This window comes from Gracilibacillus sp. Marseille-QA3620 (assembly GCF_054950035.1).
In genome coordinates, this window is the sequence record NZ_CM143102.1 from 2,580,552 (window position 1) to 2,593,284 (window position 12,733).

Consider the following 12,733-nt stretch of genomic DNA (forward strand, 5'->3'; position numbering starts at 1 on the left):
GCTCTTGCACTCCATATGAATGTGAAAGCTATTTTCAGCAGAAAAGCCAACGGACTTAGCGAACTGCATGGTAGTTACTTTCGCCACTCGCCTTCGGCAAAGTTATCTCAGCCTGCTTCCTTATCGTAGCCGAGAGTATCGCCCCTTCTGCTAAAATAGGAACCTGTACTTATAAGATGGGTTTACCTATAAAAAGGATTAAACAGGTCTTTACTACCTTAATAGTAAAGCATGAAAGGCGGTGGACAACAGTTAGGGGGATTTAAAAAAACAGTCTATGCAGGAGCAAAGCACAATTCGCTTCGATGAACCTGAAGAAAATGGGATATCGGAGAGCTATGTCAACGGAGAAAATGTCAAAAAATAAAGGGTTGAGAATATACCCATTCTCAACCCTTTCGTACAGCTGTTTTATTGAATCAGATTAATAAATCCACTCATTTACAAGCTTGCTGTATTCAGATAGTTCTTCTTCTTTAAAGAAAATGCCTAGTTCTCTTTCGGCGCTTTCTGGTGAATCAGAGCCATGAATAATATTTTTGCCGACAGTTACGCCGTAATCGCCGCGAATCGTTCCAGGAGCTGCATCCTTTGGATTAGTGGAGCCCATCATTTGACGTGCTGTAGCAATGACATTTTCCCCTTGCCAAGCCATCGCAAATACAGGACCTGATGTGATGAAATCAACTAACTCGCCAAAGAATGGACGCTCTTTATGTTCAGCATAATGCTTCTCAGCCATTTCAGCTGGAATGATCATTAATTTAGCGCCGATAAGCTGGAAACCTTTTTTCTCGAAACGGCTTACAATTTCCCCGATTAAATTGCGTTGAACACCATCTGGTTTAACCATTAAAAATGTTTTTTCCATCATTACACCTCTGTTTATATGTATCTTTTTAGTTTGTCCAGAAAAAATATACCATTTTCACCATCATTTAGCAAACAATATGAAAACGCTTAATATTTCCGTTTTCCAATAAATTCGGCGATATCATATAAATAACGAGTATTCTTCGTATCCGGCAGTTCCTTCAAGATAGCAAAGGCTTTATCTAAATATCGGTTGCTGACTTCAATTGATTTTTCAATAGCTCCAGAGCCCTTAATCTTCTCCAGGATTGGCTTCAGCTCATCATGGCTCATATTCTCATGAATCGTCCTGATTTCCTGACCAAGCTCAGGCTCTCTTAGGGCGTACAGCACTGGCAGGGTGATATTCCCTTGCCAAAGATCACTTCCTGCCGGCTTTCCAAGTACTTTCTCCGTAGCAGTGAAATCAAGGACATCATCAATAATCTGGAAGGACATTCCTACGTAGTACCCATAAAGGAATAATTTCTTATGTATGGTTTCATTGACACCTGCGCTGATAGCACCCAACTGACAGCTCGCCGCAATCAAAAGCGCAGTCTTTCGTTTAATACGAGTTAAATAGTCACGAAGATTCTGATCATAATTATACTTATCCTTGATTTGCTCAATTTCTCCAATGCTCACTTCCAGAATCGTCTTGGCCAGTACCTTATGCGCCAGAGGTTCCTCTATCCGTGTCATCAGCTCCTGCGCACGGGCAAAGATATAATCCCCAGTATAGGTTGCAATTTTATTATCCCATTTGTGGCTGACTGTAGGTGATCCTCTTCTAAGCTCTGCCTGGTCAATGACATCATCATGTACGAGAGAGGCGGAATGAATCAGCTCGAGGGCTACTGCAGGATATTTAATTCGCTCAATATCATAATCGCCAAATTTTGCCGTCAACAGGACAAAAATAGGGCGGATGCGTTTTCCTCCGGCTTTAAGCGTGTGGACCGAAGCATCCTGCAGAAGCTTCGATCTCGCTTGTATGGATGATTTCAGTTCCTTTTCTATCAACTGAATATCTTGTTTAAAAAGTTTGTATAATACTGGTAATTTCATCATTCCACATCCCGTTTAACAAGGTAGGGCAATCCCTCATTGAGATTTTTTATAACCAAAATGAGAAGCAGCTGCACCGCCTGAATACGGCTTATATTTCACCTTGACGAATCCGGCTTTCTCAAATAATTTCTTTAACTCGGGCGCACCTGGAAAGTCGGTTGCAGATTCCTGAAGCCACGAGTATTCTTCGTAGCTCTTGGCCAGCACCTTTCCCATAAGCGGCATGATATGCTTGAAATAGAAGTAATAAAGCTGTCGGTAGACCGGCATAGTCGGTTGAGACGTATCTAGGCACACGGCCATCCCGCCTGGCTTCAGCACCCGGTTCATTTCCTTCAGCACCGTCAAATAATCCGGCACATTACGGAGACCGAAGCCAATCGTCACATAATCGAAGCTGTTATCCTCAAATGGAAGCTCCATTGCGTTGCCGTGAATGAGTTCAACATTCTTCAACCCATATTTCTGTACCTTTTCTTTCCCGACTTTCAGCATATTCTCACTGAAATCAAGTCCGCACACCTTGCCTTGTGCCCCAACCGCTTCTGCAAGCGCAATTGACCAATCAGCTGTTCCACAGCATACGTCTAAAGCTTTATCGCCGGGTTTGACAGCCATTTTTTTCATTGTGTCAGCACGCCATTTCTTGTGAAGCTGAAAACTGATTACAGAATTCATCGTATCATACTGATCTGAAATCTTTTCAAACACATGATGAACTCGTTCTTCTTTCGATTGTTGTTTCATCCAAATAACCCTTTCCCCATCATGTTGGTAATATGTCCCCTGGATTCATCCAAAGCTCTTTTAACCCGCTGAGCCATATCCGTGCAAATCTCCGCCTCTAGCTCCTGCTCCACCCGATTTTGAAGGTCTTCCACTCTATTCAAAAAAGGCGGCAGCAGCATAGCAGCATAATATCGAGGCTTATTGCCTGCTCCGTATTCAACAAATTCATGCCTGGCAAATTCTCTATTCAACCGTTTCATCAGCAGAAAATCCTTTAAGAGCAGCAGGTTACATGTACTGCCGAAATAGGAACTCACCTTCTCAGCCAGCGCTGTCTCGATGGCTTCAAGATGGGCAAAAAGAAATTCGGCTGAGGTATCCTTGCATTGATAAAGCTCTACCTTCGATTCATTAATCAGTTGAATACCACGTGAAAATTCCCTGATAAAACGAATGTCCTCTGTCTGGGCTAAAATATGATAATATAAACCACTATAGTAATCCCCAGCCAGGATGGTCAATTGTCTTGTTCGCAGCTCGCCGGAATCTTCTGAATTCAATCCATTTGTTACGTTCTCATGTGTATCGAGGGCAATTTGCATGAGCATGATTGATACTATGTAATTAGAAAGTTGTTCTTCTGTTGCATCAGCATGGGATAAGATTAAAAGCATCGCCGCTATCTTATCTTCATCTATGATAGGCTCCTCTATATACCGCCACACAAATGAATCAAATATATGATTCCTAATTTCACGCTCATATTGTAATACCTGTTTCTTTGCTGATTCCACCCTCATCACCTAAACTTCCATTCGTTTCATGACTATTTCAGAATTGACTAGACATCTTTTATTTTACTATCCTTTTTCAACATTGTCGATTCATGCTGAAAAAGGATAGTTAGTCAATGAGACGTTATTCCTTACCGCTCTCCACTTGACCATATGGGGTATACATTATCGCTTTTCCCCTGATCTTGATAGCTGAGGTATGCTCAGTGAATTGGACAAAAAGGACCTCCCCTTTATCTAATTTCTCTGAATGGTGGAAGCGAGTATCTTCCCCTCTCGTAAGGCCGATGACATTTACTCCGTCTTCCTCTGCCTTAACAATCACATAATCATTCTGCGCGGGATTTCCCTCTCTCATCAAATCACTCCTCCTTCATGTGCAGCACAGATCATTTGTTGATAAAGCTCAACACTTCCTGGCGAGTGCGCGCATCTGTTGCAAGCGTTCCGCGGACAGCAGATGTCACTGTCTTAGAGCCCGGCTTCTTAACACCTCTCATAGTCATACACATATGTTCTGCCTCAACCACGACCATAACGCCATGCGGTTCAAGTTTATCCATGATGGCATCCGCTACAGTAGATGTAATTCTTTCCTGCAATTGCGGACGTCTAGAAACAGCTTCGACAGCTCTCGCTAATTTACTTAAGCCTGTGACGCGTCCACCCTTCGGTATATAAGCAACATGTGCAACCCCAAAGAACGGGACAAGATGGTGTTCACACATGGAATAGAATGGGATATCCTTTACAAGCACTAATTCCTCATGGTCTTCTCCAAAGACCGTTTCAAAGTATTCCTTTGGATCTTGGCCGAGACCTGCAAAGACTTCCTCATACATTCTTGCGACACGTTTTGGTGTATCCATAAGACCTTCCCGTGTCGGATCTTCTCCTAATGCTTCGAGAATCATGGTTACAGCTTCTTCTATTTTTCCTTTATTAACTTCATACATGAATGTCTTCCTCCTAGAGCATGCCTAAAATTCAACTATAACCATAGTAGCACATTTTAGGTGCCAGCCAAATTAATATATTCTGCACATAGAAAAAGAGCCGTTGCCCTAACGGCAACGGCTCTTAAGCGAATAGCGCTTATTCAAGTAACACATATGTACAGATTACTTAACAGCGTCTTTTAGCGCTTTACCTGGTTTGAAAGCAGGTACTTTGCTTGCACTGATTTCGATTTCCTCACCAGTTTGTGGGTTGCGTCCTTTACGGGCTGCACGCTCACGAACTTCGAAGTTACCGAAACCGATTAGTTGTACTTTATCACCATTTTTGAGTGCTTCTAAAATGGATTCGAAAACTGCGTCAACAGCTTTAGTAGCGTCTTTTTTGGAAAGTTCGCTAGCTTCTGCAACTGCATTGATCAATTCTGTCTTGTTCATGCCATTCACCTCCTCCCAAAGCAGGTTTTCTATTCTATTTCAATTACTTTTTGTAATTGTAATGAAATATCTGATATTCATCAACTTGTTTTTCACTTTATATTATTTTCGACCATAAAAAGGTATTATAAACATTGATATGTAAGGCTTTTCGCTTAGAAGTTGATTTCTGATAAAAGATTATCATAATCCCTACCCCATATCAAGTAAATTAGCGAAATTACGGGCATTTATTCGAATATTGTAGTTTATTTTTCTCATTTTATTGCGTTATGACTCCATTTGAGTTATTTTGAAATATTGGACTTTGTTCCTAGAACAAAAAAAGAGGGATTAAACGGTCTTAAAGCACCGATTCAACCCCTGATTCCTTATAGAATAATCGCAATCAAGCCACCTGATCCCTCATTAATAATTCTTTCCAACGTTTCCTTTAATTTGTATCTGGCATTTTCCGGCATTAGGCTCAGCTTAGCCTGTATCCCTTCCCTCACAATGGAGGATAGGTTCCTTCCAAAGATATCCGAATTCCAAATGCTGAGCGGATTATCCTCGAAATCCTGCATCAAATAACGGACGAGCTCCTCACTCTGCTTTTCAGTGCCAATGATTGGGGCAAACTCTGATTCGACATCTACCTTGATCATATGGATGCTAGGTGCCACTGCTTTCAGCCTGACTCCAAACCGTGAACCTTGACGGATGATTTCCGGTTCATCCAGACTCATATCCGCCAGTGACGGAGCAGCGACCCCATAACCGGTCTGCTTCACCATCTTAAGAGCATCAGCCACTTGGTCATACTCAGCCTTCGCATAGGCAAAATCCTGCATCAATTCAAGCAAATGATCCTTTCCGCGAATCTCCACGCCGACAATCTCCTTCAGCACCTGGTCATAAAGCTCATCCGGTGCGCTGAGATCCAGCTCTGCCACCCCCTGGCCCATCTCAATGCCAGCAAGACTCGCATGCCCGACAAATTCATATTCCTCGAACAATGCGACTAAACGGTCCACATCTCTCAGCCGCTTTATATCCTGGACAGTTTCCCTAATAGCATCCTGATAGCTTCCACGCAGCCAGTGATCTTCATTCAAGACCATAACCCAGCGAGGAAGATTCACGTTCACTTCCAGCACAGGGAACTCGAACAATGCCTCCCTCAAGACATTGATGACATCCCCTTCTCGCATGCTTTCAATACTCATTGCAAGAACGGGAATGTCATACTTCTCTTGCAGCTTCGAGCGCAGAACCTCTGTATCCGGATGATACGGGCTAACAGTGTTGACAATCATGATAAAGGGCTTTCCGACCTCCTTCAGTTCCTCAACCACTCTCTCCTCCGCTTCGATATAATCCGAACGTGGAATTTCGCCGATGGAACCGTCGGTCGTAACGACTACTCCTAGGGTTGAATGGTCCTGAATGACCTTCCTCGTGCCAATCTCCGCTGCCTCATGGAAAGGAATCGGTTCATCATACCATGGCGTGTGAATCATTCTCGGTCCGTTTTCATCCTCATAGCCCTTTGCTCCAGGAACTGTGTATCCTACACAGTCAACCATGCGGATATTAACCTCGAGCCCTTCATCCACTTGAATTTGCGCTGCCTGATTTGGAACAAATTTTGGCTCTGTTGTCATGATCGTCCTTCCTGCCGCACTTTGAGGCAGCTCATCAATAGCCCTTGATTTCTCCGCTTCACTATGCATGCCAGGCAAGACAACAAGTTCCATGAATTTCTTTATAAACGTTGATTTACCTGTCCGTACGGCTCCTACAACCCCTAGATATATGTCGCCGCCGGTTCTCTCGGCTATATCCTTAAATATATCGATCTTTTCCAAGAGATCCCCTCCCGATCCAAAATATATGAACCCACCTATCGATGCTTTTTTATAACTGGTAAACTTGGACATTATATGTTTATGACTCTCATGGATGTGGTTATGACAAGTTTTTTCTCTCCTCTCTATTTATGTAAACTGGCTGACAGCCGGTAAGGTGCGTATCTTGTTATTAGTTACAGGCTTTTTTTATCACAAATAAAAAAACCTTTCTTTTACAATATATTTCGTAAAAGAAAGGTTATTCCTGATTTGACAGAAAGACAGGCTTATTCTCCTTTGAATCCCATGCATATGGAAGCGAATATGCAGGAACAAATAATGCCTCTTCCATTAAATAGGGCCTAATATCAGTATTTTCTTTCGGAGACTTCTCTCCCTCAGCCAATAGATCATACAAATCCGGAGTATAATCTACGTAAAGCTCTCCTTCACCGCTCATAACAAGATGAAGGTCCTTGCCAGAGAAAGGACTCTTAACGGTTGGATCTTCACGAAAGCCCATCTTTTCATAATCAAGCTTATAGACATTCGGGCCAACTTCCTCGGCTAATGCTGGATAGCCTTGGGCATCAATTTGCAGCCTCACTGAACGAATTGTTTCCGCAATCCTTAAATCGATGAGCTTAACAGTTGGGTTCTCCTCCTCATCAATAAGGGTATACTGATAGACGCCGCCCTCTTCATAGGCATTGCTTGGAATCTCTGCTAAGTATCTCGGGACGATTTTCTTGAAATCAATGATGTATTTTATGTAATAATCCGTATCCTCTTCCTTTGTCACAATCGGCAGCAGGTTCCCATTTTCTTTCCTGAATTGATCAACCGCAGCTTCCACATTCTTAACACTTTCCTCATAGGGAATCTGGTTTTGCTGCATTTGCCCTTCCGGATATAAGCAACCGCTGAGTATCAAGGCCATACAGCCAGCAAGCAAGGCACAGATTCTTTTTTTGACTTTATGATTCATCTTCATCCGTCTGTCGGCCCGCTAATAATGGTGATGAACATGATAATTCCTGCCAGGAATAAGCAGAAATAGGCAATCGTCCCGACCAAATATTTGAAAAATCCATTCAGTTTATACCGACTTACATATATGGCCAAGGCAGCAATCGCCATAAATACCATTCCAGCAATGGAAAACCACATTTTTTGCATCGATAAACTCAAATTGTCATACCCCCTTTTCCGAGAGTATTATACCATATTTTTTCAAATACAAATATTATTTACTATTCCCCCATAAAAATCCTTACATAACAGAGCATACAAAACAAAAACGGAAGGGAAATGGACTTCCATCTCTCTTCCGCTTTGGACTAAATATATCGACTTTAATTGGCTATGTGCCTTGGTTAGTCTTTAACATCATACTATGACCTTATTGTGCTTCAAGTATCAAGCAAATGCCCATGCTGCATGAAAAAACTTTGATTATCTCTCTTCGTTTACGAGGTGAATCAATTCTTCCATTTCATGCTTCTTGCTTCTGCCCATCAAATCCTCTACTTCCTGTTTAATATCTTTCCCGTTAAACAAGACATCATAAAGGGCATTCGTGATTGGCATCTTTACATGGTACTTCTCTGATAATTGGTGGGCCGCTTTTGTCGTGCGTACCCCTTCAACGACCATCCCCATGCTTTCAAGCACTTCATCGAGGTTTTTGCCTTTGCCAAGAAGGTTTCCTGCACGCCAGTTACGGGAATGGACGCTCGTACATGTTACGATTAAATCGCCAATACCTGTTAAACCGAGGAATGTTAATGGATCTGCACCCATTTTAACCCCTAAACGCGTAATTTCCGCCAAGCCTCTTGTCATTAAGGCAGCCTTCGCGTTATCTCCGTAGCCGAGACCATCTGTAATACCTGCAGCAAGCGCAATGATATTTTTCAAGGCTCCACCAATCTCTACACCAACTAAATCCTGATTCGTGTAGACACGGAAGTTCTGATTCATGAATAAATCTTGGATTCGCTGAGCTGCTTTCATGTTTTTGGAGGCAACTGTTACGGTTGTCGGAATTCTTCTGCTCACTTCTTCTGCATGGCTTGGACCAGAAAGAACGATAATGTCATTTGTAATATCAGCAATCTCTTCTTCAAGCATTTCAGAGATTCTCATAAGGCTGTCCGGCTCAATTCCTTTGCTGACATGAACAACAGTAATCTTATGCTTCACAATGGACTTGATTTTACGAGCAACTTCCCGGAATGCTTTCGTTGGTACCGCAAAGACGATGATTTCAACGCCTTCAAGTGCTTCCTCCAGGTCATAATAGGCTCTGATTCCCTTCGGAAGCTCTACACCAGGCAAATAGCGGGTATTTGCCTGCTCGCGATTGATCTCCTCCACATGGTCTTCTTCATGACCCCATAAACGTACTGTATGGCCATTATCCGCTAGTACCATTCCGAGAGCCGTTCCCCAAGAACCTGCCCCTAAAATTGTTACCGTTTCTTTCATAGTTACTCCACTCCTCAAAACCAGTTATTTTCGTAAACGAGAGAATATCTTAATCGGCGTACCTTCAAACCCGAATGCTTCTCTAATTTTATTCTCCAAGAATCGTTCATAGGAGAAGTGCATCAATTCCGGGTCATTGACAAAGACAATGAATGTCGGCGGTTTGACGGCAGCTTGAGTTACATAGAAAATTTTCAGCCTTTTTCCATTATGGGTCGGTGTCGGGTTCATAGCAACGGCATCCATGATGACATCATTCAGCACGTTTGTCGGCACACGTCTCGCATGGTTTTCACTTGCCATATTGATCATAGGTAATAATGTATGAATACGGCGTTTTGTTTTGGCTGATAAGAAGACGATTGGAGCATAATCAAGAAACTGGAATTCTGCCCTGATTTTCTCCTCAAAGCGTTTCATCGTTTTATCGTCTTTCTCTACAGCATCCCATTTATTGACGACAATGACAACCGCTCGTCCCGCCTGATGGGCATAGCCTGCGATTTTCTTATCTTGTTCAATGATGCCCTCTTCCCCGTCAAGCACGACAAGAACAACATCGGAGCGTTCTATCGCTCTCAAGGCACGAAGCACACTGTATTTCTCTGTACTTTCATATACCTTTCCTTTTTTCCTCATCCCAGCTGTATCAATGATAACGTATTCATCACCATTATATTTATAAGGGGAGTCAACCGCATCACGTGTCGTGCCCGCGATATTGCTGACAATGACTCTTTCCTCGCCAAGAATGGCATTCACTAAAGAGGACTTCCCTACATTCGGGCGGCCAATCAAGCTGAATTTGATGACATCATCATCATAATCTGATTCATCACGGGTAGGGAAATTCTTCACGACTTCATCAAGCAAGTCCCCTAGCCCCATCCCATGGGATCCTGAGATAGGAATCGGATCACCGAATCCAAGTGCGTAGAAATCATAAATTTGGTCACGCATCTCAAAGTTATCCACCTTATTGACGGCTACGACAACTGGTTTTTTGGAACGATAGAGAATCTTGGCTACCTCTTCATCAGCAGATGTCAGTCCTTCTCTTCCACTTGTCATCAAGATAATAACATCAGCTTCATCAATCGCAATTTCCGCTTGCTGGCGAATTTGCTCTAAAAATGGCTCATCACCGATATCGATTCCACCTGTGTCAATAATATTAAAATCATGGTTCAGCCAATCACCGGAACTATAAATACGATCTCTTGTCACTCCGGCGACATCTTCTACAATAGAAATCCTCTCTCCAACGATTCGGTTGAAGATGGTTGATTTCCCTACGTTCGGCCTGCCTACTATGGCTACTGTTGGTTTTGGCATGGTCGTTCATCCTTTCAACTATCTAGCTACACTACTGTTTATTCCATAAGCTCCATCTCAATTTGTATCAAACGCCTGATACTCCCTTCTGCGTTCCGCTGCCGGTTATAAGAGGGCCATAAATAAAGCATTATTAGCAAGTTCATGTTTTATGAAAAAAGAACCCTTCTTATTCATTGAAGAAGGGTCTAACTATAATATGATAGCAAACGTTTCAAAAAGGTACAACTGTTCTCACACGACAATCGGGATATTTCTACAAAAATAGTTTCCCAATACCCTCTTTCTACTACCTCATTTCGCTATCACGCGGCTGTACCGTCATTAACGATTTCCTCGTCGACCGTTTAACAAACCATTGCTCCAATCTATATAAAAAGCCATTGAACACGAACATTAAACTCAAAAAATCCATCACTTCAAGCGAGAAAAGCCCATTGATTGGCATTCCGTTCTGCATGAGCAGAGCTGCAAAAACCACTTGACCGCATAATGAGCCGATAATGGCCGCACTTAATCGTTGATTCCAATCCTTCTGAAAAAGAGCCCCTGTCAAAACAACGAGAAGCGAGCACATTATTTTCCAGTCAACAATCAGCCATATAGGATACAGCATGGTAAGAATCTTTAAACAAGCAAAGGAAGCCGTAACTACGAAGATGGTAAAGGCCATTAAGAACAATTTTCGACTCGGGACATTCCGCCACTGACAAAGAGACCACAATAAAACAGGAACAAGGATAAAGTTTACTTGAATCTGGACGATATTCATATATATACCCGCACATACGAGGATAATGAGCACAGTAATCAAATCCCTGCTCCGCTTCCATGCAGGTCCATTCTCCATAAAGAGAATATACCAAATAGCTAACCAACTGATAAGAAAAAAGATTGTACCTTCTTGCATAACTACCTCCATTAGCATTATGCCAATCTCTTTGCCCTTTTAATCACTCTATGGCATAAAGTTACGCATAAGATACTGACATTTCAGTTTTTCATAATGGAAGGCGTAAAAAAGACAGCCCTTCCCGAAGGATGGACTGTCTTATAGATTGTTCTTTATTTCTTAAGGTTCTTTAATTGTTCCCCAATCATTTCACCTAATTGGAAGCCTTTAGTTTCTTCAGGCATTTCATAGCTGTCTGCTTCTGCAGGAGCTTCTTCCTCAAGTTCTTTAATGCTTAAAGATAAACGATGTTCATCTTCATTCACATCAAGCACTTTCACTTTGATGACATCTCCCTCAGCGAGCACCTCATGCGGAGTGCCAATATGCTTATGAGAGATTTGTGAGATATGGACAAGCCCCTCAACACCTGGGAATACTTCTACAAATGCTCCATAAGAGACTAAGCGCTTCACCGTTCCTTCTAGAATGCTGCCTTTATGTGCTTTAGAGGTAATATCAGACCATGGTCCAGGCAATGTTTCTTTAATGGATAAGGAAACACGCTCACTGTCACGATCAATGGAAAGAATCTTAACTTTCACCGTATCGCCCTCTGATACAACATCAGATGGTTTGTCAACATGCTCATGGGAAAGCTGGGATACGTGAACAAGGCCATCAATTCCGCCAATATCAACGAATGCACCGAAATCAGTGATACGTTGTATTTTTCCTTCAAGAACTTCTCCAGCTTGAAGAGTTCCAAGGATATCCATCTTTTTCTTTTCTTTCTCGTCACGAACGACATCGCGATGGGAAAGGATCAATCGATTCTTTTCTTTGTCTAACTCAACAATCTTAAAGGAAAGTGTCTTGCCTTTATAGTCTGAGAAATCCTCTACGAAATAATCTTCAACAAGAGAAGCCGGAACGAATCCGCGAACACCAAGGTCAACAACAAGGCCGCCTTTTACGACATCCTTTACTTCTGTCTCAATGATTGTACCTTCTTCAAAATCGTTTGCAAGCTCTTCCCATGCATTTTCTGCGTCAACTTTACGCTTAGACAGGATTAAGGCTTCATCCTCGATTTTGATGATTTCAAACTCAAGCTTGTCGCCTTCTTTCACGACATCTGATGCTTTTTCTACATGGAGACTGGAAAGCTCGCTGATTGGTACAATTCCATCATGCTTGCTGTTCTCGACTTCCACGACTACCTGCTTTTCTTCTACTTTCGTAACAGTGCCTGAAACATGCTGTCCCACACTGAAATCTGCTACTTCAATATTATTCATATCCTCTGTCATATGTACTCCTCCTAACAATCACGGCTTC

Annotated in this window: 14 protein-coding genes; all 14 read right to left on the minus strand. The window is 42.3% G+C overall.

Features of this window, described 5'->3' with window-relative positions:
• Positions 1 to 424: 424 nt before the first annotated feature.
• The 14 genes from ndk to rpsA all read right to left on the minus strand — a co-directional run bounded on the left by ndk (position 425) and on the right by rpsA (position 12,705).
• On the minus strand, positions 425 to 871 hold the full coding sequence (gene ndk, locus ACY8DX_RS13015) for a nucleoside-diphosphate kinase (RefSeq protein ID WP_049670560.1): 447 nt from the start codon (positions 869 to 871) through the stop codon (positions 425 to 427).
• A gap of 89 nt (positions 872 to 960) precedes the next feature.
• Positions 961 to 1,923 carry a heptaprenyl diphosphate synthase component II gene (gene hepT / locus ACY8DX_RS13020; protein WP_462406941.1) on the minus strand — a complete coding sequence of 321 codons (963 nt, stop codon included), beginning with the start codon at positions 1,921 to 1,923 and terminating at the stop codon, positions 961 to 963.
• Positions 1,924 to 1,959: 36 nt separating this feature from the next.
• On the minus strand, positions 1,960 to 2,673 hold the full coding sequence (locus ACY8DX_RS13025) for a demethylmenaquinone methyltransferase (protein ID WP_049670558.1): 714 nt from the start codon (positions 2,671 to 2,673) through the stop codon (positions 1,960 to 1,962).
• Positions 2,670 to 3,455 carry a heptaprenyl diphosphate synthase component 1 gene (locus ACY8DX_RS13030; RefSeq protein ID WP_049670557.1) on the minus strand — a complete coding sequence of 262 codons (786 nt, stop codon included), beginning with the start codon at positions 3,453 to 3,455 and terminating at the stop codon, positions 2,670 to 2,672. The genes ACY8DX_RS13025 and ACY8DX_RS13030 overlap by 4 nt, the downstream gene beginning before the upstream one ends.
• A 118-nt stretch (positions 3,456 to 3,573) precedes the next feature.
• Complete coding sequence (gene mtrB, locus ACY8DX_RS13035) at positions 3,574 to 3,807, minus strand: trp RNA-binding attenuation protein MtrB (RefSeq protein WP_049670556.1); 234 nt, start codon at positions 3,805 to 3,807, stop codon at positions 3,574 to 3,576.
• 31 nt (positions 3,808 to 3,838) lie between these two features.
• The gene (gene folE, locus ACY8DX_RS13040) at positions 3,839 to 4,405 is read right to left on the minus strand and encodes a GTP cyclohydrolase I FolE (RefSeq protein ID WP_462405354.1); all 567 of its coding nucleotides are present in this window, start codon (positions 4,403 to 4,405) and stop codon (positions 3,839 to 3,841) included.
• Between the two features lie 165 nt (positions 4,406 to 4,570).
• Positions 4,571 to 4,843 (minus strand): HU family DNA-binding protein, encoded by a 273-nt coding sequence (locus tag ACY8DX_RS13045; protein WP_049670554.1) that lies wholly within the window; start codon positions 4,841 to 4,843, stop codon positions 4,571 to 4,573.
• Positions 4,844 to 5,214: 371 nt separating this feature from the next.
• On the minus strand, positions 5,215 to 6,693 hold the full coding sequence (gene spoIVA / locus ACY8DX_RS13050; RefSeq protein WP_049670553.1) for a stage IV sporulation protein A: 1,479 nt from the start codon (positions 6,691 to 6,693) through the stop codon (positions 5,215 to 5,217).
• A gap of 241 nt (positions 6,694 to 6,934) precedes the next feature.
• A complete protein-coding gene (locus ACY8DX_RS13055; protein ID WP_462405355.1) occupies positions 6,935 to 7,669 on the minus strand; it encodes a hypothetical protein in 735 nt (244 codons plus the stop codon).
• Entirely contained in the window at positions 7,666 to 7,866 is a 201-nt protein-coding gene (locus ACY8DX_RS13060; protein WP_049670552.1) for a DUF2768 domain-containing protein, read from the minus strand. Before ACY8DX_RS13060 ends, ACY8DX_RS13055 begins: the two co-directional genes overlap by 4 nt.
• A gap of 264 nt (positions 7,867 to 8,130) precedes the next feature.
• Positions 8,131 to 9,165 (minus strand): NAD(P)H-dependent glycerol-3-phosphate dehydrogenase, encoded by a 1,035-nt coding sequence (locus ACY8DX_RS13065; protein ID WP_049670551.1) that lies wholly within the window; start codon positions 9,163 to 9,165, stop codon positions 8,131 to 8,133.
• A gap of 24 nt (positions 9,166 to 9,189) precedes the next feature.
• Entirely contained in the window at positions 9,190 to 10,500 is a 1,311-nt protein-coding gene (der, locus tag ACY8DX_RS13070; protein ID WP_049670550.1) for a ribosome biogenesis GTPase Der, read from the minus strand.
• Between the two features lie 289 nt (positions 10,501 to 10,789).
• Positions 10,790 to 11,410, minus strand: a complete 621-nt coding sequence (locus ACY8DX_RS13075; protein WP_462405356.1) for a YphA family membrane protein — start codon at positions 11,408 to 11,410, stop codon at positions 10,790 to 10,792.
• Positions 11,411 to 11,565: 155 nt separating this feature from the next.
• Complete coding sequence (gene rpsA, locus ACY8DX_RS13080; RefSeq protein ID WP_462405357.1) at positions 11,566 to 12,705, minus strand: 30S ribosomal protein S1; 1,140 nt, start codon at positions 12,703 to 12,705, stop codon at positions 11,566 to 11,568.
• Positions 12,706 to 12,733 lie beyond the last annotated feature (28 nt).

What these genes read in the sequence shown, in the direction of transcription:
- hepT (WP_462406941.1), bottom strand. Translation starts at nt 1,923, where the DNA reads ATGAAATTACCAGTATTATACAAACTTTTTAAACAAGATATTCAGTTG.
- folE (WP_462405354.1), bottom strand. Translation starts at nt 4,405, where the DNA reads ATGTATGAAGTTAATAAAGGAAAAATAGAAGAAGCTGTAACCATGATT.
- ACY8DX_RS13025 (WP_049670558.1), bottom strand. Translation starts at nt 2,673, where the DNA reads ATGAAACAACAATCGAAAGAAGAACGAGTTCATCATGTGTTTGAAAAG.
- ACY8DX_RS13045 (WP_049670554.1), bottom strand. Translation starts at nt 4,843, where the DNA reads ATGAACAAGACAGAATTGATCAATGCAGTTGCAGAAGCTAGCGAACTT.
- der (WP_049670550.1), bottom strand. Translation starts at nt 10,500, where the DNA reads ATGCCAAAACCAACAGTAGCCATAGTAGGCAGGCCGAACGTAGGGAAA.
- ACY8DX_RS13030 (WP_049670557.1), bottom strand. Translation starts at nt 3,455, where the DNA reads ATGAGGGTGGAATCAGCAAAGAAACAGGTATTACAATATGAGCGTGAA.
- ACY8DX_RS13065 (WP_049670551.1), bottom strand. Translation starts at nt 9,165, where the DNA reads ATGAAAGAAACGGTAACAATTTTAGGGGCAGGTTCTTGGGGAACGGCT.
- rpsA (WP_462405357.1), bottom strand. Translation starts at nt 12,705, where the DNA reads ATGACAGAGGATATGAATAATATTGAAGTAGCAGATTTCAGTGTGGGA.
- ACY8DX_RS13075 (WP_462405356.1), bottom strand. Translation starts at nt 11,410, where the DNA reads ATGCAAGAAGGTACAATCTTTTTTCTTATCAGTTGGTTAGCTATTTGG.
- ndk (WP_049670560.1), bottom strand. Translation starts at nt 871, where the DNA reads ATGGAAAAAACATTTTTAATGGTTAAACCAGATGGTGTTCAACGCAAT.
- mtrB (WP_049670556.1), bottom strand. Translation starts at nt 3,807, where the DNA reads ATGAGAGAGGGAAATCCCGCGCAGAATGATTATGTGATTGTTAAGGCA.
- ACY8DX_RS13055 (WP_462405355.1), bottom strand. Translation starts at nt 7,669, where the DNA reads ATGAAGATGAATCATAAAGTCAAAAAAAGAATCTGTGCCTTGCTTGCT.